The organism is Klebsiella sp. HC6 (assembly GCF_022605325.1).
Taxonomy (GTDB): Bacteria; Pseudomonadota; Gammaproteobacteria; order Enterobacterales; family Enterobacteriaceae; genus Klebsiella; species Klebsiella terrigena.
This window is the reverse complement of sequence record NZ_CP093276.1, coordinates 5,833,529-5,856,439: the sequence shown is the minus strand read 5'-3', so window position 1 is coordinate 5,856,439 and position 22,911 is coordinate 5,833,529. Positions and strand designations below refer to the sequence as shown.

At 57.3% G+C, this 22,911-nt stretch carries 22 protein-coding genes; 9 read left to right on the top strand and 13 right to left on the bottom strand.

Going from position 1 to position 22,911, the window contains the following annotated elements; all coding sequences use genetic code 11:
* Positions 1–73: 73 nt before the first annotated feature.
* Complete coding sequence (gene rhaA, locus MMW58_RS28175) at positions 74–1,333, bottom strand: L-rhamnose isomerase (protein ID WP_241722530.1); 1,260 nt, start codon at positions 1,331–1,333, stop codon at positions 74–76.
* Positions 1,330–2,796 carry a rhamnulokinase gene (gene rhaB / locus MMW58_RS28170; protein WP_241722529.1) on the bottom strand — a complete coding sequence of 489 codons (1,467 nt, stop codon included), beginning with the start codon at positions 2,794–2,796 and terminating at the stop codon, positions 1,330–1,332. The genes rhaA and rhaB overlap by 4 nt, the downstream gene beginning before the upstream one ends.
* A gap of 313 nt (positions 2,797–3,109) precedes the next feature.
* On the opposite strand from rhaB, the gene rhaS reads away from it, so the two are divergent.
* Both rhaS and rhaR read left to right on the top strand, forming a co-directional pair.
* A complete protein-coding gene (gene rhaS / locus MMW58_RS28165) occupies positions 3,110–3,946 on the top strand; it encodes an HTH-type transcriptional activator RhaS (RefSeq protein ID WP_133601309.1) in 837 nt (278 codons plus the stop codon).
* A gap of 73 nt (positions 3,947–4,019) precedes the next feature.
* Positions 4,020–4,868 carry an HTH-type transcriptional activator RhaR gene (gene rhaR, locus MMW58_RS28160; protein WP_208113329.1) on the top strand — a complete coding sequence of 283 codons (849 nt, stop codon included), beginning with the start codon at positions 4,020–4,022 and terminating at the stop codon, positions 4,866–4,868.
* Positions 4,869–4,872: 4 nt separating this feature from the next.
* Here rhaR and rhaT read toward each other — a convergent pair whose 3' ends face one another.
* A complete protein-coding gene (gene rhaT, locus MMW58_RS28155) occupies positions 4,873–5,907 on the bottom strand; it encodes an L-rhamnose/proton symporter RhaT (protein ID WP_133601310.1) in 1,035 nt (344 codons plus the stop codon).
* Between the two features lie 291 nt (positions 5,908–6,198).
* Here rhaT and sodA point away from each other — a divergent pair, with 291 nt between their 5' ends.
* Complete coding sequence (gene sodA / locus MMW58_RS28150; protein ID WP_041143426.1) at positions 6,199–6,819, top strand: superoxide dismutase [Mn]; 621 nt, start codon at positions 6,199–6,201, stop codon at positions 6,817–6,819.
* Between the two features lie 71 nt (positions 6,820–6,890).
* Positions 6,891–7,565 carry a 6-hydroxyaminopurine reductase gene (gene yiiM, locus MMW58_RS28145; RefSeq protein ID WP_133601311.1) on the top strand — a complete coding sequence of 225 codons (675 nt, stop codon included), beginning with the start codon at positions 6,891–6,893 and terminating at the stop codon, positions 7,563–7,565.
* A 39-nt stretch (positions 7,566–7,604) separates the two neighbouring features.
* On the opposite strand, the gene cpxA is transcribed toward yiiM, so the two are convergent.
* Positions 7,605–8,978, bottom strand: a complete 1,374-nt coding sequence (cpxA, locus tag MMW58_RS28140) for an envelope stress sensor histidine kinase CpxA (RefSeq protein ID WP_041143428.1) — start codon at positions 8,976–8,978, stop codon at positions 7,605–7,607.
* Entirely contained in the window at positions 8,975–9,673 is a 699-nt protein-coding gene (gene cpxR / locus MMW58_RS28135) for an envelope stress response regulator transcription factor CpxR (RefSeq protein WP_004203671.1), read from the bottom strand. The genes cpxA and cpxR overlap by 4 nt, the downstream gene beginning before the upstream one ends.
* A 149-nt stretch (positions 9,674–9,822) precedes the next feature.
* Between cpxR and cpxP the strand changes: the two genes are divergently transcribed.
* From cpxP to pfkA, 3 genes are all read left to right on the top strand, one after another.
* Positions 9,823–10,326, top strand: coding sequence for a cell-envelope stress modulator CpxP (cpxP, locus tag MMW58_RS28130; protein ID WP_095105372.1), 504 nt, complete (start codon positions 9,823–9,825; stop codon positions 10,324–10,326).
* Positions 10,327–10,484: 158 nt separating this feature from the next.
* Positions 10,485–11,381 (top strand): CDF family cation-efflux transporter FieF, encoded by an 897-nt coding sequence (gene fieF / locus MMW58_RS28125; RefSeq protein WP_133601312.1) that lies wholly within the window; start codon positions 10,485–10,487, stop codon positions 11,379–11,381.
* Positions 11,382–11,584: 203 nt separating this feature from the next.
* Positions 11,585–12,547: a 6-phosphofructokinase gene (gene pfkA, locus MMW58_RS28120; RefSeq protein ID WP_045853664.1), complete on the top strand. Its 963-nt coding sequence runs from the start codon at positions 11,585–11,587 to the stop codon at positions 12,545–12,547.
* 57 nt (positions 12,548–12,604) lie between these two features.
* Here pfkA and rraA read toward each other — a convergent pair whose 3' ends face one another.
* The 7 genes from rraA to priA all read right to left on the bottom strand — a co-directional run bounded on the left by rraA (position 12,605) and on the right by priA (position 20,588).
* Positions 12,605–13,090, bottom strand: a complete 486-nt coding sequence (rraA, locus tag MMW58_RS28115) for a ribonuclease E activity regulator RraA (RefSeq protein ID WP_041143432.1) — start codon at positions 13,088–13,090, stop codon at positions 12,605–12,607.
* Between the two features lie 92 nt (positions 13,091–13,182).
* Positions 13,183–14,109 carry a 1,4-dihydroxy-2-naphthoate polyprenyltransferase gene (gene menA, locus MMW58_RS28110; RefSeq protein ID WP_045853663.1) on the bottom strand — a complete coding sequence of 309 codons (927 nt, stop codon included), beginning with the start codon at positions 14,107–14,109 and terminating at the stop codon, positions 13,183–13,185.
* A gap of 68 nt (positions 14,110–14,177) precedes the next feature.
* Positions 14,178–15,512, bottom strand: a complete 1,335-nt coding sequence (hslU, locus tag MMW58_RS28105) for an HslU--HslV peptidase ATPase subunit (protein ID WP_041143434.1) — start codon at positions 15,510–15,512, stop codon at positions 14,178–14,180.
* A 9-nt stretch (positions 15,513–15,521) separates the two neighbouring features.
* Entirely contained in the window at positions 15,522–16,052 is a 531-nt protein-coding gene (gene hslV / locus MMW58_RS28100; RefSeq protein ID WP_041143435.1) for an ATP-dependent protease subunit HslV, read from the bottom strand.
* A gap of 91 nt (positions 16,053–16,143) precedes the next feature.
* Positions 16,144–17,121 carry a cell division protein FtsN gene (ftsN, locus tag MMW58_RS28095; RefSeq protein WP_133601313.1) on the bottom strand — a complete coding sequence of 326 codons (978 nt, stop codon included), beginning with the start codon at positions 17,119–17,121 and terminating at the stop codon, positions 16,144–16,146.
* Positions 17,122–17,212: 91 nt separating this feature from the next.
* Complete coding sequence (cytR, locus tag MMW58_RS28090) at positions 17,213–18,241, bottom strand: DNA-binding transcriptional regulator CytR (RefSeq protein ID WP_041143437.1); 1,029 nt, start codon at positions 18,239–18,241, stop codon at positions 17,213–17,215.
* 151 nt (positions 18,242–18,392) lie between these two features.
* Positions 18,393–20,588, bottom strand: coding sequence for a primosomal protein N' (gene priA / locus MMW58_RS28085; RefSeq protein ID WP_241722528.1), 2,196 nt, complete (start codon positions 20,586–20,588; stop codon positions 18,393–18,395).
* Positions 20,589–20,834: 246 nt separating this feature from the next.
* On the opposite strand from priA, the gene rpmE reads away from it, so the two are divergent.
* Positions 20,835–21,050, top strand: a complete 216-nt coding sequence (gene rpmE / locus MMW58_RS28080) for a 50S ribosomal protein L31 (RefSeq protein WP_045853658.1) — start codon at positions 20,835–20,837, stop codon at positions 21,048–21,050.
* Between the two features lie 114 nt (positions 21,051–21,164).
* Here rpmE and metJ read toward each other — a convergent pair whose 3' ends face one another.
* On the bottom strand, positions 21,165–21,482 hold the full coding sequence (gene metJ, locus MMW58_RS28075) for a met regulon transcriptional regulator MetJ (RefSeq protein WP_004869405.1): 318 nt from the start codon (positions 21,480–21,482) through the stop codon (positions 21,165–21,167).
* A 268-nt stretch (positions 21,483–21,750) separates the two neighbouring features.
* On the opposite strand from metJ, the gene metB reads away from it, so the two are divergent.
* A complete protein-coding gene (gene metB / locus MMW58_RS28070; RefSeq protein ID WP_041143440.1) occupies positions 21,751–22,911 on the top strand; it encodes a cystathionine gamma-synthase in 1,161 nt (386 codons plus the stop codon).

The following is a 22,911-nucleotide window of genomic DNA, read 5'->3' as shown; positions in this document are numbered from 1 at the left end:
TTGTGCTTCCTGTTGATTCGGCGCGGGGTTGACCCCGCGCCCTGAATAGGTTGTGTATCTGTCGGCTGCCGGGCTACCCGCGCTGGCTCAGCACATCTTTCTCGTAGCCGCGAACGCTATCCAGCCACTGGCTGCCCGCCGGGGTATCGTGACGCTGGCAGTACATCTCCCAGATGGCCTGCCACGGCAGGCATTTCTGCTCTTCCAGCAGCGCCAGACGGGCGGTGTAATCGCCGTCGGCTTCCAGCTGGCGCAGCTGTTCCGTAGGTTCCAGCAGCGCGCGCAGCAGCGCTTTTTTCATGTTGCGGGTACCAATCACCCACGCCGCGATGCGGTTGATGGAGGCGTCGAAGAAATCGAGGCCGATGTGCACCCGGTCAAACAGGTTGTGGCGGATGATTTCGCTGGCGATGGCCTGGGTTTCGTCATCCAGCAGCACCACGTGATCGCTATCCCAGCGTACCGGGCGGCTGACGTGCAGCAGCAGGCGCGGAATGTAGAGCATGGCGGCAGAGATTTTGTCGGAGATAACTTCCGTTGGATGGAAGTGCCCGGCGTCCAGACACAGCGTGGTCTGACGGCTGGCGGCATAGCCCATATAGAATTCATTGGAGCCGACGGTGTAGCTTTCGGCGCCGATACCGAACAGCTTGCTCTCCACGGCATCGATATGATGCGCCGTGTCGAACTTCTCGCTGATAACCTCGTCCAGCGCGTTCAGCAGGCGCTGGCGCGGCGCCAGACGGTCAACGGTAATGTCCTTCATGCCGTCGGGGACCCAGATATTCATCACCGACGGGGTGCCCAGCTGCTCGCCGAAATAGGCGGAAACCCGGCGGCTGGCCTTGCAGTGATCGATCCAGAACTGGCGGATTTCATCGTTGGCGTGCGAGAGGGTAAAACCGTCGGCGCTCAGCGGATGCGAGAAGCAGGAAGGGTTAAAATCGAGCCCCAGGCCGTTGTTTTTGGCCCATTCAACCCAGTTTTTAAAGTGCTCAGGTTTGATTTCGTTACGCGCCACCGGGGTATCAGACTCCAGATAGATAGCGTGCAGATTCAGCCGTTTCGGGCCGGGGATCAGGCTGAGCGCCTGCTCGAGGTCGGCGCGCAGCTCGCCCGCGTTGCGGGCTTTGCCCGGATAGTTGCCGGTGGCCTGAATCCCGCCGGTTAAATTCCCTTCCGGGTTTTCAAAACCGGCGACGTCATCGCCCTGCCAGCAGTGCATGGATACGGGAAGCCGGTCCAGCTGGCGCAGAGCCTCCTCGACATCCACACCGACGGCGGCGTAGCGCTGTTTGGCAATTTCCCAGGCTTGTTCAAGTTGAGTGGTCATGCGCAAAGCTCCTTGGTCTGTTGTTGCTGAAACTGCGCAACGAAGCGGGCAATTTCATTTTCAGGATTAGGGATAAACGTGGTGAGCGCGTAGTTGTGGCGCACCACCTGACGGAAATCATCGACGTTGTTCAGCTCATCCAGCGTCATCAGCTGGATGCCGATATTGCCGAGCGTAGAGGCCTCGACGGGACCCGCGATGACCGTAATGCCGCAGGCGTCCGCGCACAGCTGATTGAGCAGCGCGTTCTGACAGCCGCCGCCGACGATATGCAGCTGGCTGAAGGGTTGGCCTCGCAGCCGGGCAAGTTCGCCGAGCACGCGGGCATACAGCAGGGCCAGGCTGTCAAAAATGCAGCGCGCCAGCTCGGCGTCGCCGCTGGGCACCGGCTGCCCGGATTCACGGCAGGCGGCCTGAATCTCGGCGCTCATATTGTCCGGGTTGATAAAGCGCTCATCGTTGCAGTCAATCACCGAGCGGCAGGCCGGGAGTTCGGCGGTATGGGCAATCAGCGCCGGCAGGTCGCTGACGTTCTGCTCTTTCAGCACCCGCTGCAGCAGCCACAGGCCCATAATATTTTTCAGCACCCGATAGCGGCCTTCGGCGCCGCCTTCGTTGGTGATATTGGCCTTCAGCGCCTCGTCGCCGGTGCAGGGGGTTTTGCTTTCAAAGCCCATGAGCGACCAGGTGCCGGAGGAGAGATAGGCCGCATTTTTACCGGCCAGCGGAGAAGCGATCACCGCGCTGGCGGTATCGTGACTGGCGACGGCGACCACCGGGATCGCGTTGCCCTGCGGGCAAATCCAGTGGCCGATCACGTTGCCGGGATGGGTCGGGGTACCGAACCATTCGCGCGGCGCGCCGCTCCAGTTCAGCAGCTCTTCGTCCCAGCTATCGCTGTTGATATTGACCAGCTGGGTAGTGGTGGCGTTGGTGTATTCCCAGTTCATCCGACCGGTCAGACGGAAGCTGAAGTAGTCCGGGATCAGCAGCGCGTGCGCGGCCTGGCTCACCAGCTCAGGCTGCTGCTCAACCAGGGCACGCAGCTGGTACAGGGTGTTGAACGGCAGAAACTGAATGCCGCTGCGGCGATAGATATCCGCCCGGCCTATCTGCGCTTCGGCATGCTGCATCAGGCCGTGGGTGCGGTCGTCGCGATAGGAAACCGGCAGGCCGACGCGCTGGCCCTGGGCGTCAAGCAGGACATAATCCACGCCCCAGGTATCAATGCCGATGCTGTCGATAAGGATGCCCTGCGCGCACACCAGCGCCAGCCCGCGGCGAATTTCGCCTTCCAGGCTATCGATATCCCAGCAGTCGTAGCCATCCACCTGGTGCAGGCTGTTGGTAAAACGGTGGATTTCACGCAGCGTCAGCGCACGCTGTCCGCTTTCATAGCTGGCGAGCATCACCCGCCCGCTGGAGGCGCCTAAATCAACGGCGACACAATGTCGAAAACTCATGGCAGAGATCCTTCTGAAAATCATTGCCAGCAGTCTAAAAAAGTCGCCGGTCGCGCACCTTCTTGCCACGGACAGGGAAATTTCTCCGCTGGCAAGAAAGCAAAGGTGACCGTGAGAGAGCTCACAATTTCATTCTGTCGCTATCGACGCGGGGGATGTGACGCTCTCCGCAGTTCCCGATCTTTCCGGCTGTTTCTTGAAAAAGCGGCAGGCTTTACGTCGTTTGCGGTCAAAAATTGAAGGCCGGATTGCCGGTCCTTAATTACTATTTGCGACACTGATCGATAACATTTCTCATTTCGAGGGAGCTGCTATGACCGTATTGCACAGTGTGGATTTCTTTAAGTCCGGTACTTCTGCTGTTGCCATTGAGCCACGCCTCCCTCAGTCGGCGTTTCCGGAGCATCACCACGATTTCCATGAAATTGTTATCGTCGAGCACGGGACGGGGATCCACGTTTTCAACGGCCAGCCCTATACCATCAGCGGCGGCTCGGTCTGTTTTATTCGCGATCGCGATCGCCATCTTTATGAACATACCGATAACCTGTGCCTGACCAACGTGCTCTATCGCGCGCCGGATGCGTTTCGCTTTCTGAACGGCGTCAGCCAGCTGCTGCCGCAGGAGCAGGAGGGCAACTATCTCTCGCACTGGCGGGTTAATCAGGGGGCTTTGCAGCAGGTGCGACAGATCGTCAGCCAGATGGAAAGCCTCAGCGCTGAGTCGGATGTGCATACTATTGCCAGTCGGGAGATTCTGTTTATGCAGCTGCTGGTGCTGCTGCGCAAAAGCAGCCTCGCGGAAGGGGCCGCCGATAGCGAGGCGCGGCTCAATCATCTGATGGCGTGGCTGGAAGATCACTTTGCCGAGGATGTTTGCTGGGAAGAGGTGGCGGCCCAGTTTTCGCTGTCGCTGCGCACGCTGCATCGCCAGCTCAAGCAGCAGACCGGCCTGACGCCGCAGCGCTACCTGAACCGGGTGCGGCTGATGAAGGCGCGCCATCTGCTGCGGCACAGCGATGACAGCGTCACGGATATCGCCTATCACTGCGGATTCGGCGACAGTAACCACTTTTCGACGCTTTTTCGCCGCGAGTTTTCCTGGTCACCACGTGATATCCGCCAGGGGCGCGACGCCATTCTTCAGTAACGCGAGAGCAGTCAACGTTTTAGCGAGCAAAATTGCGAATAATGAAACGTTATTTGCGCCTGGAGTTGTCGCGGTGGCCGGTCAGTTGATTCTTCGCAAAGATGAGTTTTTTGCCTCGCCTTCTCAGGCGGTGGCGGTAGCGGATCGCTACCCGCAAAACGTCTTCGCCGAGCATACCCATGAGTTCTGCGAACTGGTGCTGGTATGGCGGGGAAACGGCCTGCACGTGCTTAACGATCGCCCGTGGCGCATTACCCGCGGCGATCTGTTCTATATCCGCGCGCAGGACAAACACTCCTACGCGTCGGTGAACGATTTGGTCCTGCAAAACGTCATCTACTGCCCGGACCGGCTGCGGCTCAACTTTGACTGGGCGGCCCATATTCCCGGGCTTTTTGGTACGCCGTGGCTCCCGCACTGGCGAATCGGCAGCTCCGGTATGACCCAGGTGCGGCAGGTGATTACCCAGCTTGAACAGGAGAGCACCCGCAGCGACCCCCAGGCCAATCAGATGGCCGAGCTGCTGTTCGCCCAGTTGGCGCTCATTCTGCACCGACATCGCTACGCGACCGACAACCTGGCGGCAACCCAAAGCGAAGCCCTCCTCGATAAACTGCTGACCGAGCTGGCCGGCAGCCTGAATCGACCCTTTTTCCTCGATCGCTTTTGCGCGCGGGAAGCGTGCAGCGAGCGCGCCCTGCGCCAGCAGTTTCGCCAGCAGACGGGTATGACGGTCAACCACTATTTACGTCAGCTGAGAATTTGCCACGCGCAGTACCTGCTGCAGCATACGGAGCGGCTGATTGGCGAAATCGCCATGCTGTGCGGATTTGAAGACAGTAACTACTTTTCGGTGGTCTTTAACCGTGAGATCGGCATGACGCCGGGGCAGTGGCGGCAACGCAGTCGCGTCGCCGCTTAGGCGCCTAGTTCGCCATCCCCAGGCCGACAATATTGGCGGCAATAATGATGACCACGCAGCCGAGGCTGAGTACGCCGACCGGCCGCCGCCCGGCGTTTTTCCACTCCTTCAGCACCAGACCAACCAGCCCGCCGCAAAGAACGTAGAAGCTCATATGCAGCATCCAGCTCATGTAGTCGTACTGCGCCGGAATGCTGGCGTGGCCCCATGCGTAGAAAAAGAACTGCAGATACCACATCAGGCCGCCGAGAGCGGAAAGCAGAATATTGGCGATGATGAGCGGTTTTGCCCGCGAGAAGTCCGCTTTTATCGACAGGTTTTTCACTTTTGCCAGCCGAATAAAGCAGAATCCGAGGTTCACCAGCGCGCCGCCGCCCATGATGACCACGTAGCTAGGCAGGGCGGTGTACAGCGGGTCAACCCCCAGCGCCGCGGCGGCTTCGTGCATCGGTTTGGCGGCGTTCATCGCAAACGACATCCCCGCCGAGAAAATGCCGCACATCACCGCCAGCAGCAGGCCTTTTTTGAGGTTAAAGTCTTCGGCCTTAATGCCCATTTTGCGCTCTTTCAGCTGCCCCGCTCGGGTCACAATGGCGACGCCAATCACCGCGACCAGCACGCCGAGCAGCGTCATCTGACCGCCTTTGGTATTGATTAAAACCTCGAACTGACCGTTGAGAATCGGGGTCATTAGCGTACCGACGATCAGGGTAATGCCGATGGCGATACCGATCCCCATCGACATGCCGAGATAGCGCATGGTCAGGCCGTAGTTGATATTGCCGATACCCCACATCGCGCCGAACAGGAAGACCGGCAGCAGAGTCGAGGCGCTAAAGGAGTTGTAATAGGCCCAAAAATCAGGCAACAGCAGGGCGCTGATAGTCCAGGGCAGGATCAGCCACGAGACAATCCCGCCGATAGACCACATGGTTTCCCATGACCACTGCTTAACTTGTTTGAACGGAGCATAGAAACAGGCTGCACTGGCCGCACCTATCAAATGCCAAAAAATACCCATCGTAATCGCGTGATTCATTGATTTTATCCTCATCTATTTTTTATCGGATAAATCTTCTTCCGACCCGATGAGTGTAAAAATCGGTCAGTTTTATCGCCTTCAGGCTGTTGCCACGTGTTGGAAAACCCTGGCAACCAACAGCTTAATTACTTGTTCCAGCTCACAAAACCGCGGGTATCACACTCTGTTATAACCTTATTAAAAATACGGCATTGATAAGCGTTTTCAATATCATTTAATTAACTATAATGAACCAACTGCTTACGCGGCCTTAACACTCGCAGCCGCTCGACAATAATGGAGATGATTATGAGTTTTACACTGCCAGCCCTGCCGTACGCTTATGACGCCCTGGAACCGCACTTCGACAAGCAGACTATGGAAATCCACCATACTAAGCACCACCAGGCTTACGTTAACAACGCCAACGCTGCGCTGGAAAGCCTGCCGGAATTCGCCGATCTGTCTGTTGAAGAGCTGATTACTAAACTGGATCAGCTGCCGGCTGACAAAAAAGGTCCTCTGCGTAACAACGCGGGCGGCCACGCTAACCATAGCCTGTTCTGGAAAGGCCTGAAAACCGGTACCACCCTGCAGGGCGACCTGAAAGCGGCTATCGAGCGCGATTTCGGCTCCGTTGATAACTTCAAAGCTGAGTTTGAAAAAGCTGCCGCCACCCGTTTCGGCTCCGGCTGGGCGTGGCTGGTACTGAAAGGCGACAAGCTGGCCGTGGTTTCTACCGCGAACCAGGACTCCCCGCTGATGGGTGAAGCTATCTCCGGCGCTTCCGGTTTCCCGATCCTGGGCCTGGACGTGTGGGAACACGCTTACTACCTGAAATTCCAGAACCGCCGCCCGGACTACATCAAAGAGTTCTGGAACGTGGTTAACTGGGACGAAGCAGCAGCGCGTTTTGCCGCCAAAAAATAAGGTTGCATTGTGCTGAACGAGAAGCGAGTCTGATGACTCGCTTTTTTTATACCTGTAGCAGGGGGCAGCAGATGCATTATCCGGTGAACGTCTTTGTGGGCAAGATAAGGGATTACGAAGGAAGCCGTCCGAGCGCCATCGGGAAAATCCAGGTCGACGGTGAGTTAACCCTCGGCGATCTGGGGCTGGAGGGCGATGAGCAGGCGGAAAAGAAAATTCATGGCGGCCCGGATCGCGCGCTATGCCAGTACCCGCGCGAGCACTACGCCGACTGGATCCGCGAATTCCCCCAGCAGGCCGACCTTTTCTGCGCGCCGGCCTTTGGCGAAAACCTTTCTGCTGAAGGAATGACCGAGAAAAACGTTTATATCGGCGATATCTTTCGCTGGGGCGAGGCGCTGATTCAGGTAACGCAGCCGCGATCGCCGTGCTTTAAGCTCAACTTCCATTTTGCCATCAGCGATATGGCCCAGCGCATGCAGAATAGCGGTAAAACCGGCTGGCTGTATCGGGTGGTGGCGGGGGGCGTTGTGTCCTGCGACGCGCCGCTGGAGCTGGTCTCCAGGGTGAGCGATGTCAGCGTACATGAGGCCGGCGCGATTGCCTGGCATATGCCGTTTGATGACGAGCAGTATCATCGCCTGCTCTCTGCTGGAGGGCTATCGGTAAGCTGGAGCCGCACCATGCAGAAGCGGCGCTTAAGCGGGCAGATCGAAGATAGTTCCCGCCGATTGTGGGGGAAATGAGACTCCCCCGGCTGCGTGCGCAGACCGGGGAATGCCGCGTCAGGTGCGCTTATACAGCGGCAGCCAGATGGTCAGCCGCAGGCCGCCCAGCGGGCTGTCGTCGGCCTTCACCCAGCCGCGATGCTGCTGAATAGCGGCTTCGACAATCGCCAGTCCCAGACCGGTACCGCCTGACTCGCGATCGCGCGCTTCGTCGGTGCGGTAGAACGGGCGGAAAATCTGCTCGCGATCCTCAGGGCTGACGCCCGGCCCGTCATCATCGACGTTAACCGTGATGCCGTCTTTATCCACCGAGAAGCTCACCGAAATTCGGGTATGCGAGTAGCGCAGCGCGTTGCGTACGATATTCTCCAGCGCGCTTTCCAGCGCGTTGGGGTTGCCGTACAGCGGCCACGGTCCCGGCGGATACTCCACGGTGAACGATTTTCCTACCTGCTCGGCCTCAAAGGCGGCGTTATCGAGCACCTCGCCCCACAGCTGGTTGGCTTTTACCGTCTCGCTGACCAGCGCGTTGTTGGCCTGATTGCGCGACATCACCAGCAGATCGTTGATCATGCTGTCCAGCCGATGCGCCTCCATCTCAATACGCTCCAGCTCTTTGCTCTCGCCGCTGCGACGGCGCAGCAGCGCGGTGCCCAGCTGCAGGCGCGTAAGCGGCGTGCGCAGCTCGTGGGAGATATCGGAGAGCAGACGCTGCTGGCTGGTCATCATCCGTTCCAGCGCGGTGACCATCTGGTTAAAGCTGGTCCCGGCGGCCAAAAACTCCTGCGGGCCGGCTTCCAGTTCAGGATGCTGGCGCAGGTTCCCCTGGGCGACCTCGTCGGCCGCATTTTTCAGCTTACGCGCCGGCTTTGCCAGACTCCACGCCAGCCATAGCAGCAGCGGAGCGCTGACCAGCATGGTGACGATAAGCAGCAGCAGCGGACGGTCAAACAGCAGGTTGATGAAATCGGATTGTGACGTGCTGGCGGGGCGGATCAGATAGAGCTGATAATTATCCTCACCATCCCTGACGGAAAACGGGCCGACCATTTCCAGACGACCATAGCGTTTTTTCTGCGGATGATCGGCATTATCGGCCTGGCCGATAAAGTTGCGAATAATCTGCATTTCGTTGCGTTCTGCGCCGATAACGCGCCCTTCGCTGGTGACCAGCAGCAGGCGCTGTCCCGGCGGAGCCCATTTATCTATCGCCCGAAACAGACGACGCCACCACATCAAATCGTTGGGTGGATCGGTCGCCAGCTCGGCCTCAACGTGCTGCTCAATCATGATGCCCTGGCGTTGCTCGCTTTCCAGAAGTTCGGTCATCTGGCGCGAATCCAGCTTGGGCAGCATCAGAACCAGCATCAACACCAGCGCCAGCGTGAGCCAGAAAATAGCGAAGATGCGTGCGGTTAAACTTCCAATCATGAAGCTGAGACCATCAGATAGCCGCGCCCGCGCAGGGTTTTAAACCACGGGTGGCCGTCTTTACGCTCCGGCAGCTTACGCCGCAGGTTAGAAATATGCATATCGATGGCGCGGTCGAACGGCGTCAGGCGTTTTCCCAAAACTTCCTGACTCAGGTGTTCACGAGAGACCACCTGGCCCAGATGCTGCGCCAGCAGGTACAGCAGGGTGAACTCCGTTCCGGTAAGCTCCAGCGTTTGACCATCAAAGTTGGCTTCCTGACGGCCCGGGTTGAGGCTCAATGCGTCAACCTCCAGCGTCGGTGAGCCGGCTTCGGTGGTTTGCTGCTGCTCACTCCAGTGGGAGCGGCGCAGAATCGCGCGTATGCGCGCCACCAGCTCACGATCGTTAAACGGCTTAGGCAGATAATCATCCGCGCCCAGTTCAAGGCCGAGAACGCGATCCAGCTCGCTACCGCGGGCAGTTAGCATGATAACGGGAGTCTGGTGTGTCTGACGCAACTCTTTAAGCGTATCGATACCGTTTTTCTTCGGCATCATCACATCAAGTAAAAGTAAATCGATGCTGTCGTCCAGGAGAGCCAGCGCCTGTTCCCCATCATGGGCTACGAGCACGTTAAAGCCTTCCATATCGAGCAGCTCTTTTAACAGGGAGGTGAGCTCCCGGTCATCATCAACTAACAGGATTTTGTTCATTGTTTAAATACCTCCGAGGCAGAAATTACGTCATCAAGGCTCGCTAATCCATGACTTTACGTTGTTTTACACCCCCTGACGCATGTTTGCAGCCCGAATCGTAAACTGTCTCTCGTTGAATCGCGACACAAACGTTTTGGGAGTATGTGATGCGCAATGTTATTGCTGCCGTCATGGCCTCAACGCTGGCGCTAAGTGCTTATAGCCAGGCCGCTGAAGTCGTTACCAGCGTTAACTGGCTCCCCGGAGAAGACGGGGCGCAGCGCAGCAGTCAGGGCCATATGTTTGATGGCATAAGTTTAACCGAACAGCAACGACAGCAGTTACGAGATCTTATGCAACGGGCACGCCACGATAGGTTACCCGTTAATGTTAGCGAAATGGAGACAATGCATAGCCTTGTCACCGCCGAAAAATTTGATGAAAACGCTGTGCGCGCTCAGGCCGATAAGATGGCGCAGGAACAGGTTGACCGCCAGATCGAAATGGCGAAGGTTCGCAACCAGATGTACCACCTGTTAACGCCAGAGCAGCAAGCGGTTTTAAATGCTAAGCACCAGCAGCGAATGGATCAGTTGCGTGAGGTTGTAAGGATGCAGAAAGGCTCAGCGAAGATGCTTTCAAGTAGTAGCAATACCGTGCAACCCCAGTAACAAACCCTGTTTTCCTTGCCATAGACACCATCCCTGTCTTCCCCCGCATGATGTGGGGGTTTTTTTTGCCTGTCATTCAGCTAAACGACCTCCCGCTTGCCATCCGTCGTAACAATAGATCGGGTTATACTAAGCGCATTGCGGGTGAAGGAGCGTTTATGAATCAATCTTATGGGCGGCTGGTGAGTCGTGCGGCCGTTGCGGCAACGGTGATGGCCTCCGCGTTACTTTTGATCAAAATTTTTGCGTGGTGGTATACCGGCTCTGTGAGTATTCTGGCTGCGCTGGTGGACTCGCTGGTGGATATTGCCGCCTCGTTAACCAATCTCCTGGTGGTGCGTTATTCGCTGCAACCTGCCGATGAGGAGCACACCTTTGGCCATGGCAAGGCCGAGTCGCTGGCGGCGCTGGCGCAAAGTATGTTTATCTCCGGGTCGGCGCTGTTCCTGTTTTTAACCGGTATTCAGCACCTGGCGCGCCCGGAACCGATGCAGGCGGCGGGCGTCGGGATGATTGTGACCTTGATTGCGCTGCTCAGTACGCTGGTGCTGGTGACCTTCCAGCGCTGGGTGGTGAGAAAAACGCAGAGTCAGGCGGTGCGTGCAGATATGCTTCATTATCAGTCTGATGTTATGATGAACGGCGCTATTCTGGTGGCGCTGGGCCTCTCCTGGTACGGCTGGCATCGTGCCGATGCGCTATTTGCGTTAGGGATAGGCGTCTATATTCTGTATAGCGCGCTGCGCATGGCCTATGAGGCCGTCCAGTCGCTGTTAGACCGCGCGCTGCCTGATGAGGAACGTCAGGACATTATCAATATCGTGACCGCATGGCCTGGCGTCAGCGGGGCACACGATCTACGGACGCGGCAGTCAGGGCCGACTCGCTTTATTCAAATACATTTGGAAATGGAAGATAACCTGCCATTGGTTCAGGCACACGTCATTGCCGACCAGGTGGAGCAGGCGATTCTGCACCGTTTTCCGGGTTCTGATGTCATTATCCATCAGGACCCCTGTTCTGTGGTGCCGCTGGCGCGGCAGGGCGTTTTTTAAGCTTTGAGTTATAGTCTGTAAACTCGATGTAAAAATGTGGGGCAGCCCGGCATTATTTGTATAAATTACCGCCGTTTGGTCTGACCTGAATCAATTCAGCCAGAAGCGTTTGATATACTATTGCAATTATCGTCGTGCACTCCTGATAAGGGAGCGCTTCAGGCAACAGGATTATTTTTTGCTTCCTAAGTTCAGAGGTAGTCATGATTAAGAAAATCGGTGTGTTGACAAGTGGCGGTGATGCGCCGGGCATGAACGCGGCAATTCGCGGCGTTGTGCGCGCGGCATTAACGGAAGGTCTGGAAGTTTTTGGAATCTATGACGGTTACCTCGGGCTGTATGAAGATCGTATGGTCCAGCTCGACCGCTATAGCGTTTCCGATATGATCAACCGCGGCGGCACCTTCCTGGGTTCAGCACGTTTCCCGGAATTCCGCGAAGAGCACGTTCGCGCCGTGGCCCTTGAGAACATGAAAAAGCGCGGTCTGGATGCGCTGGTTGTTATCGGCGGTGATGGTTCGTACATGGGGGCGATGCGCCTGACCGAAATGGGCTTCCCGTGCATCGGTCTGCCGGGCACCATCGACAACGACATTAAAGGCACCGACTACACCATCGGTTTCTTCACCGCGCTGAGCACCGTCGTTGAAGCGATTGACCGTCTGCGTGATACCTCTTCCTCACACCAGCGTATTTCCGTCGTTGAAGTGATGGGCCGCTATTGTGGCGATCTGACGCTGGCGGCTGCTATTTCCGGCGGCTGTGAATTCGTCATGGTGCCTGAGGTTGATTACAGCCGCGACGATTTGGTTGCTGAAATCAAAGCGGGTATCGCCAAAGGTAAGAAACACGCGATTGTGGCCATCACAGAGCACATGTGCGACGTCCACGAGCTGGCTGACTACATTGAGAAAGAGACCGGTCGTGAAACGCGTGCAACCGTTCTGGGCCACATTCAGCGCGGCGGCTCTCCGGTTCCTTATGACCGTATCCTGGCATCCCGCATGGGCGCCTACGCGATTGACCTGCTGCTGCAGGGCTTCGGCGGCCGCTGCGTGGGTATTCAGAACGAGAAGCTGGTTCATCATGACATCATCGACGCTATCGAGAACATGAAGCGTCCGTTCAAAAATGACTGGCTGGATTGCGCGAAGAAACTGTACTAAGTTTCGGCGTAAAACAAAAAGGCCTTCTCAGAGAGAAGGCCTTTTTTATTGGGCGGGCTATTCGATATCCAGCGCATCCTCTGAGAGGATGATGCCGGTATTATCGGCGTACAGATGATCGCCGGAGAAGAAGGTCACGCCGCCGAAGTTGACGCGGACGTCGCTTTCGCCGATGCCTTCACCCGCGGCACCTACGGGAATGGCTGCCAGCGCCTGGATGCCGATATCCAGCTCTTCCAGATCGTCTACCTGACGCACCGCGCCGTAAACCACCAGTCCTTCCCACTCATTCTGCACCGCCAGACGCGCCAGGTCTGCGTCAATTAGCGCCCGTCGGACGGAACCGCCGCCATCGATCAGCAGAATATGACCACGGCCGTTCTGTTCGAGCATATCGTATAGCAACCCGTTATCCTCGAAACATTTCACCGTGATGATTTGTCCACCAAACGACGACCGTCCCCCAAAGTTGGAGAACAGAGGTTCCACTACGTTGACATCCTCCTGGTAGATGTCACAAAGCTCGGAAGTATCGTATTTCATAGGCTTAACGTTCAGTTGCTGCGAGAGTTTTTAGTATATCTCGCGAAACCCATTGTTGGCAAAATCATCAATTGTTAATTGATATTTGTCAGTTAACCCAGCAGCTTGCTGCAAATAATCCCGATGACAAACAGCAGGTTGGTTAACAGAGCCGCTTTTACCGTTCGTTCCAGCATTGGGCGCATCGCCACCGGCTCGCGTTCGCGCATGACAAACCGCACCTGCTTCACCAGCAGCGGCATCGCGAGGATAAACAGCCAGCCCCATGGACTGTGCAGAGAAAGCAGATTAAACAGCGCCAGGCACAGCGGAGCGCCGATTAACAGGCAGGCGTGGTAGCGGCGGGCGTTGATTGGACCAAGGCGCACGGCCAGGGTGTTTTTGCCGTTCTCCCGGTCGCTATCGATATCGCGCAGGTTATTGATATTGAGCACCGCCGCCGCGAGCAGGCCGCAGGCCGTTGCCGGCAGGAAGACGCTGGCGGCAATCGTGTGGGCCTGGAGGTACCAGCTTCCGGCCACGCTCAGCCAGCCAAAGAAGACCAGCACCGAAATATCGCCAAGGCCGATATAGCCATAGGGGCGGGTGCCGACGGTATAGGTGATTGCCGCGACGATGGCGAGGCTGCCCAGAACCATAAAGCCAATAAAATCGGCCATGGTTTGCCAGGCGGAAAACAGCAGAGCCAGTCCGGAAAGACAAATCAGCACCACGGTGAGGATGAGCGCACGCTTCATCTGCGCCTGGCTGATCGCCCCTTTTTGCATACCGCGCAGCGGGCCTATGCGATCGGGCTTGTCGCTGCCCTTTACCGCATCGCCGTAATCGTTCGCCAGATTAGATAAAATTTGCAGCAGACCGGCGGTAATCAGCGCCAGCAGAGCCACCCAGGGATCGAAATGACCCTGGTGCCAGGCAAGCGTCGTGCCGACAACGATGGCGGCAAAGGCCAGAGGCAGCGTTTTTGGGCGCAGGCTTTCCAGCCAGGCCTGGGTGCGGTTTATCGGTTGTTCAGTCATAATTCCCGGCCAAAAAAATGGGGCTATATATAGCCCCATCGATTGTGATGAAAATACATTGAACCGGATTATAGGATAAAACGACTCAGATCTTCATCTGCCACCAGAACATCGAGATGTTTACCGACATATTCAGCATCAATGGTGATGCTCTGGCCGTTCATTTCGCTGGCATCGTAGGAGATATCTTCAATCAGACGCTCCAGAACGGTGTGCAGACGGCGCGCGCCGATGTTCTCGGTAGTTTCGTTGACCTGCCATGCCGCCTGAGCGATACGCTTGATGCCGTCTTGCGTAAACTCAATGCTCACGCCTTCGGTGGCCATCAGTGCCTTATACTGTACGGTAATCGAGGCGTTCGGCTCGGTCAGGATGCGCTCGAAATCTTCGGTGGTCAGCGCTTTCAGCTCGACGCGAATCGGCAGACGACCCTGCAGTTCAGGGATCAGATCTGACGGACTGGCCACCTGGAATGCGCCGGAGGCGATAAACAGGATGTGGTCAGTTTTCACCATGCCGTGCTTGGTTGAGACGGTACAGCCTTCAACCAGCGGCAGCAGATCGCGCTGGACGCCTTCACGAGACACGTCCGGGCCGGAGCTATTGCCGCCGCGCTTACAGATTTTGTCGATCTCGTCGATAAACACGATACCGTGCTGCTCGACCGCATCGATAGCGTCCTGCTTCAGCTCTTCCGGGTTAACCAGCTTGGCCGCTTCTTCTTCAATCAGCAGCTTCATCGCGTCTTTGATTTTCAGCTTCCGCGGCTTCTGCTTCTGCCCGCCCAGGTTCTGGAACATGGACTGCAGCTGGCTGGTCATCTCTTCCATGCCCGGAGGGGACATGATCTCTACGCCCATCGGCGCAGCGGCAAGGTCAATCTCGATTTCTTTATCGTCGAGCTGGCCTTCGCGCAGCTTTTTGCGGAATGCCTGACGCGCCGCGGACGGCTCCTGAGTTTGCTCAGCCTGGCCCCAGTTATTTTTCGCCGGTGGGATCAGCACGTCAAGAATGCGCTCTTCCGCCAGCTCTTCCGCACGGTAGCGGTTTTTATCGATGGACTGCATGCGGACCATTTTGATCGCCGCATCGGTCAGATCGCGGATGATGGAATCCACTTCTTTACCGACATAGCCCACTTCGGTGAATTTGGTCGCTTCCACTTTGATGAACGGCGCGTTGGCCAGCTTTGCCAGGCGACGCGCGATTTCGGTTTTACCGACGCCGGTTGGGCCGATCATCAGAATATTTTTCGGCGTAACTTCATGGCGCAGCTCTTCGCTAAGCTGCATGCGGCGCCAGCGGTTACGCAGGGCGATAGCGACAGAACGCTTAGCGGCGTCCTGACCAATAATATGTTTGTCCAGTTCGCTGACAATTTCGCGTGGGGTCATTTCAGACATGGGAGATCCTTACGCTTTAGAGGCTAATTCTTCGATGGTGTGGAAATGGTTGGTATAAATGCAGATATCGCCTGCAATATTCAACGCCTTCTCTGCGATGTCGCGAGCGCCCAAATCGGTATTTTCCAGCAGAGCGCGAGCAGCGGCCTGGGCGTAGGGACCACCGGAGCCGATAGCAATTAAATCATTTTCTGGCTGCACCACGTCACCGTTACCGGTGATGATCAGGGACGAGTTCTCATCCGCAACCGCCAGCAGCGCTTCCAGCTTGCGCAGCATGCGATCGGTACGCCAGTCCTTCGCCAGCTCAACGGCGGCTTTGACCAGATGGCCCTGGTGCATTTCCAGTTTACGTTCAAACAGTTCAAACAGCGTAAAGGCGTCTGCGGTGCCGCCGGCGAAGCCCGCAATCACTTTGTCATTGTAGAGACGGCGGACTTTTTTCACGTTGCCTTTCATTACGGTGTTGCCCAGCGTGGCCTGGCCATCGCCGGCAATAACCACATGGCCGTTACGGCGAACACTAACTATTGTTGTCACGAGCAGACCCCTTGGTTACAAAAGCGGAATAGGGGCCCCGCGCTTTACGCGGGGCGGAATGCAATTATAGATGGGGGGGATTTTGAGGGTTTCAACCCCTGGCGGCGAGACGAATGCAGTTTGCATGCCCGGCCATTTTCAGGCGACCGATCATGTCGTTGGCATTTTCCTTGCCTTTCAGCGGCCCAATGACCACGCGATTCCAGCCGTTGTTGGTGGTGATGTGTGAGGCAAAGCCTTCAAAGGCCAGCTGAGCACGGACGGTTTCCGCCTGTTCAGCCCCTTTAAAGGAGCCGCACTGGATCATCCAGCTGCGATCGTCTTTCTTCTCGGCTGCGGCTTTTGGCGCCTCTTCAACTCGCGCAACCGGCGCGGCCGCCTGCGTTTTAGGTGCCGCTGCGGTATGCGCTGGCGTCTGCAGCAGATCCTGATACGGCTGCGGCGCTGCCGCCGTTTGTTTCGGCTGCTGTACCGGCTTCGGCTGCTGTACAGGCTGTTCTGCAACCCGCTGTTGTACGCGCGGCTGCTGCACCGGCGCCTGCTGCTGGGTTTGCGCCCACTGCTGCTGCTGTACCTGCTGCTGAGCCAGGCGCTGACGCTGCAGCGTCTGCTGACGCTGCGCCGGGGTCTGTTCGTTCCACGGCACCTCGGTCAGCTGAGTCGGCTGCTGGCGCATATCGGCCTGCATCTGTGCCAGCAGCTGGCGCTGTTCGTTGGTCAGCTGTTCAGGCTTCATCACTTCGCCGCCGGCCGTCGGTTCGGTTGGCGCACGTACGCCAGGCTGACGGCTTTCCAGCTCTTTAATATAGCGCCAGCGCTCTTCCGGTTTCGGCGGTAGGCCGTTACCTGCCGCCTGGCGGTTTTGCAGCGCTTCAGCTTCTTCTTTTTTGTGATGCGTGATGAAGTACAGTCCACCGATAAAGGCCACCAGCACGGCCGCCGCGATTGCCACCATAGTAGGTGAAACAGCAGAAAGGCCGCTTTGCTTGTTCCTTGAGCTTCGGGTGTTGCTCTTTTTGCGCCGCGAAGAAGCCGGTTGGCTGCGGCGTACATAATCTCGTTGTGCCACTATCGTTTCGCTGTCTTATTCATTCGTCAGCCCGCCATGTTACTTAAGCGGCGGGCCTTTGACCAGAAGAGCAGGCCCGAAAGCCTGATGGTTATGCTCTGATTTTTCGCGTACTGCCACGAACGATCAGCTCGCAGTCAAGCAGTCGCGAGCCGCTGCTGACGCTGTGACCGTGCAGCTGGTCCAGCAATAGCAGCATCGCTTCGCGGCCGATATCAAAGCGCGGTTGCGCAACGGTCGTCAATGGCGGATCGCAAAATTCAGACAAAGAGATGTTATCGAAACCAATAATAGACAAATCGTCAGGAATTTTCAGGCCGCGGCGTTTTGCCAGCGACAGAGCCCCCAGCGCCATAATATCGCTATGGCAGAATACGGCCGTTGGCGGCACGGGCAGCGATAAAAGCTGCTCAAGGGCGTTAGAGCCGGCTTCATAGGTAAAATTACCGCGGGCAATATACTGCGGCTCGACGGTTATCCCGCTGCGGCGCAGCGCCTGAACGTAGCCCTGCAGACGGTAGTGACACAGCGGCATCTCTTCCGGGCCGGCGATACAGCCAATACGCTTGTGCCCCAGCTCGTGCAGGTAGTTGACGGCGTTGAACGCGGCGGTGAGGTTGTCGATATGCACCGTGGGCAGCTCGAGCTCTGGCGCAAACTCGTTTGCCATCACCATTGGCGGCAGATTGCGCTGCTCCTCTACGCCGGCATCGAACGGCAGGCGGGAGCCGAGCAGCAGCATGCCGTCGATCTGCTTGGTAATAATCAGGTCGATAAAGGTTTTTTCCTGACGGTTTTGATGGGCGCAGTCACCGATCAGCACCAGGTAACCCTGTTCCGCCGCGGTGATTTCGATACCGCGGATGATTTCACTGAAAAAGGGATCGCAAATATCCGGCACAATCACCAGAATCGTGCGCGATTCGTTGCGTTTCATATTTCGCCCGAGCGACTGCGGCAAATAGCCGACTTCCAGCGCCGCCTGCTCCACCCGATTACGGGTAGTTTGTGAAACCTTATCGGGATTCATTAACGCTCGGGATACGGTTGCCGTTGAAACGTTAGCCTTCAGGGCGACGTCTTTCATCGTGGCGGCAACCACCTGTTTTTTGGGCTTCACCTGTTTTCTCCTCGCTGACTGGCGCAGACACATCCCTTGTGATCTGACATCAACAACATTTTTAGCAGATAGTCGCTGCAGAGAGTTACAGAATTTTCATGAAAAACGTGATGAGCATTGAATTTTTTCGATCCGCCTCGCAAGAGAAGGCTTAACCTTCAATAGGATCGACGTCCAGCATCCACTTCACCTTGCGCGCTTCCGGCAGCGTATTGATCAGGGCCAGCGTACCGCTGACGATGTGCTGCAGTCGAGTGCGCGACGGGTGTTGCAGCAGGATCTGCCAGCGCCAGCGGCCTCCGCGCTTTGGCGCCAGCGCCGGAACCGGGCCAAGCACCCACAGCTTCTCGTCGGCCAGCGGGCTGGCCTGCAGCAGGTTACGCAGCTGCTGCAGGAACAGCGGGGCCTGCTGGTTGTTATGGTCTTCCGCACGAATCAGCACGTGGCTGGTCCATGGCGGCAGCTGCATCGCCTGACGTTCGGCGAGCGCCTGGTCCGCGAAGGCGTCATAGCCTTTATATAACAGCGTTTGCAGCAGCGGATGCTCAGGATGGTGGGTCTGGAGGATAACCTCGCCCTGTTTCCCGGCGCGGCCCGCGCGGCCGGATACCTGGGTGTAGAGCTGGGCGAAGCGCTCCGCCGAGCGGAAATCGGCGGAAAACAGCGCCCCGTCGACGTCGAGCAGAGAGACCAGGGTGACATCCGGAAAGTGGTGACCTTTTGCCAGCATCTGGGTGCCAATCAGAATACGCGCCCCGCCGCGATGAATATCGGAGAGATGCTGCTCAAGCGCCCCTTTGCGGCTGGTCGTATCCCGGTCAACGCGGGATATTGGCACTTCGGGAAACAGCGGCGCCAGCGCCTGCTCCAGCTGCTCCGTGCCGAGCCCTACCGGCACCAGATGCGTCGAGCCGCAGGAAGGGCACTGACGCGGTATAGGCCGCTGGCTGTCGCAGTGGTGGCAGCGCAGATGATGCTGCGCCTGGTGCAGGGTGTAATAGCTGTCGCAGCGAGGGCATTCGGCAATCCAGCCGCAGTCATGGCACAGCAGCGCCGGGGCGAAGCCGCGACGGTTTAAAAACAGGATGACCTGATTATCGGCCTGCAGGTGCTGGCGCATCCGGGCAATAAGCGCGGGAGAGAGCCCTGCCTGCAGCTGCTGGCCTTTTAAATCCAGCACGTGCTGCTGGGCCGGGCGGGCGTTACCCGCGCGCCGGGTCAGCTTCAGCTGGCGATATTTGCCCTGGCGAACGTTGTGTAACGTCTCCAGCGCCGGGGTTGCCGAGCCGAGAATAATCGGGATTTGCTCGCTATGGGCGCGCCACACCGCCAGGTCGCGGGCGTGATAGCGCCAGCCTTCCTGCTGCTTATAGGAGCTGTCGTGCTCTTCATCAATCACGATCACCCCGAGGTCTTTAAACGGGGTAAATAGCGACGAGCGGGTGCCGATAACTATCGCCGCCTCGCCGTTTTTGGCTTTCAGCCACGCCGAGAGGCGTTCGCTATCGTTAAGCCCGGAGTGCAGGACCTCAACGGGAGCGTTAAAGCGCTCGCGAAAGCGGGCGATGGTTTGCGGCGTCAGGCCGATTTCCGGCACCATTACCAGCGCCTGGCGACCCTGCGCCAGCACGTTTTCCAGCACGCTCAGATAAACTTCGGTTTTCCCCGAGCCGGTGATCCCCGCCAGCAGCCAGGTGGAAAAGCGGTCAGCGGCGCTGTGGATCGCGCCGACGGCGGTGGCCTGCTCGGTATTCAGGCGCAGCCGCTCTCCGGGGACGGTGAAGCTCGTCCGCCAGTCGGTGATGGCCGGCGCTTCGTTTGCCAGCTCGCAGAGCCCTTTCCCGCGCAGCGCCTGCAGCGCCGCATCGCTGAACTCCAGCTCCGCCACCTGATGACGCCATATTTTTCCCTGACGCAGCGCGGCCAGGGCCTGCTGCTGCTTCGGTGAACGCTTGAGGCCGTTGATGTCTACCGCGTGGCCCTGCTCGGTGGCGAACCAGTACCACTGCGGCGTCGCGCTGGCCGGCTTTCCCTGGCGCAGGGCGATGGGGAGGGCGTGAAACAGCACGTCGCCAATCGGGTGATGATAATAGTCGGCCGCCCACAGCAGCAGCCGCCAGATAGAGGAAGAAAAGACCGGCTCGGCGTCCAGCGCTTCGGCGACCGGCTTGAGCCCGTCCAGCGGCAGCTCGCTGCGTTCGCTAATCGCGGTGACAATGCCGATGCGCTCCTGTTTACCGAACGGCACGCGCACGCGACAGCCCGCTTTGACCGTGATGCCTTCAGGGAGCAAATAGTCAAAGGTGCGGGGCAGCGGAACGGGCAGGGCTACGTGGGCGACGGGCATGTCATCTTCCTGACTTGAAATCTGGCCGGTTAGTATACACATTGTGATAAGGGCTCGCGGATCAGTTTGCATCCGTCGGTCAAATTCTGTATGATTCGCCGCCTTTGGTGTGCTTCGTGCAGTGCCAAAGCCTATACTATTACCCATGAGTTCCGCACGGCGGAAAGTCTACGGGAAATTATTAACATCGCGTGGTGTCTGGCGTTAGGGCTGGAAGAGCGACGCGGCCTTAACTGAGGTTCTCCCATGAAAAAAGATATTCACCCGAAATACGAAGAAGTTACTGCTAACTGCTCTTGCGGTAACGTCATGAAAATCCGCTCTACCGTTGGTCACGACCTGAACCTCGACGTGTGCGGTAAATGCCACCCGTTCTACACTGGCAAGCAGCGTGATGTTGCTACCGGTGGCCGCGTTGACCGCTTCAACAAGCGCTTCAGCGTACCGGGCACCAGCAAGTAAGTTGCCGGAAGCCAGAAGAAAAAGCCGCCTCAGGGCGGCTTTTTTGTTTCTCACGCCGTCAAACGCGGAGAAATAAAAAAGGGCAGAAGAAAGCTTCTGCCCTTTTTTATTGGCTTAGTATTCCCACGTATCCGGGTCGATGCCCATCTCACGCATAATCTGTTTCGCCGCTTCCGGAATTTCATCACTGCGTTCTTTACGCAGGTCTTCATCGTTAGGCAACGGTTGACCGGTAAATGCATGCAGGAACGCTTCACACAGCAGCTCGCTGTTGGTGGCGTGACGCAGGTTGTTGACCTGACGACGCGTGCGTTCATCTGTGAGGATCTTTAACACCTTCAGAGGAATGGAAACCGTAATTTTTTTTACTTGCTCACTCTTCTTACCGTGCTCAGCGTATGGGCTGATATATTCGCCGCTCCATTCAGCCATGAGATACCTTTAATCCTCTAGTCATTAGTTAAGGGCCTGAATCTTGAGTCCGGGCCATAATCGCGCGTAGTTTACCGCATGAGTCGTCTTTCTGACATGAGATAAGCCGATACGGATGTGCGCTAATGCATATAATTTTAACGGCTATTTCCTGTTTGCTCAATCTATACGCAAAGAAGTTTAGATGTCCAGATGTATTGACGTCTATTGTGACAATGATTACTCTGGAGTCTGACATTTCACCGATTCAGCCCAGGAACTGCCCAACATGACGCGTAAACAGGCCACCATCGCAGTGCGTAGCGGTTTAAATGACGACGAACAGTACGGTTGCGTTGTCCCGCCGATCCACCTTTCCAGCACCTATAACTTCACCGGCTTTAACGAACCTCGTGCCCATGACTACTCCCGTCGCGGTAACCCAACGCGTGACGTGGTACAGCGCGCCCTGGCGGAGCTGGAAGGCGGCGCGGGCGCGGTTCTGACCAACACCGGCATGTCGGCTATTCTGCTGGTGACCACCGTTTACCTGAAGCCGGGCGATCTGCTGGTGGCGCCGCACGACTGCTACGGCGGCAGCTATCGTCTGTTTGATAGCCTGGCGAAACGCGGCTGCTACCGCGTGCTGTTTGTCGATCAAAACGATGAGCAGGCGCTGAGCGCCGCGCTGGCGGAAAAACCGAAGCTGGTATTGGTTGAAAGCCCAAGTAATCCATTGCTGAGAGTGGTGGATATTGCGAAAATCTGCACGCTGGCGCGTGAAGCGGGTGCGGTGAGCGTGGTGGATAACACCTTCCTGAGCCCGGCTCTGCAAAATCCGCTGGCGCTGGGAGCCGATCTGGTGTTGCATTCATGCACCAAATACCTGAACGGCCATTCAGACGTCGTCGCCGGCGTGGTGATTGCCAAAGATCCGCAGACTGTCACCGAACTGGCATGGTGGGCGAATAACATTGGCGTCACCGGCGGGGCCTTCGATAGCTACCTGCTGCTGCGCGGTCTACGTACGCTTTCCCCGCGTATGGAGGTGGCCCAGCGCAACGCGCAGGCGATCGTCGACTATCTGAAAACCCAGCCGCTGGTGAAAAAACTGTATCATCCATCTCTGCCGGAAAATCAGGGGCATGAGATTGCTGCGCGTCAGCAAAAAGGTTTTGGTGCGATGCTAAGCTTCGAGCTGGATGGCGATGAGCAGACGCTGCGTCGTTTCCTGAGCGGATTATCGCTATTTACGCTGGCGGAGTCGCTGGGAGGCGTAGAAAGTCTGATTTCTCACGCTGCGACGATGACCCACGCAGGTATGGCGCCTGAAGCGCGTGCGGCGGCGGGGATCTCAGAAACGCTTCTGCGTATTTCGACCGGTATTGAAGATGGTGAAGATTTAATTGCCGACCTGGAAAATGGCTTCCGGGCAGCAAACGAGGAATAA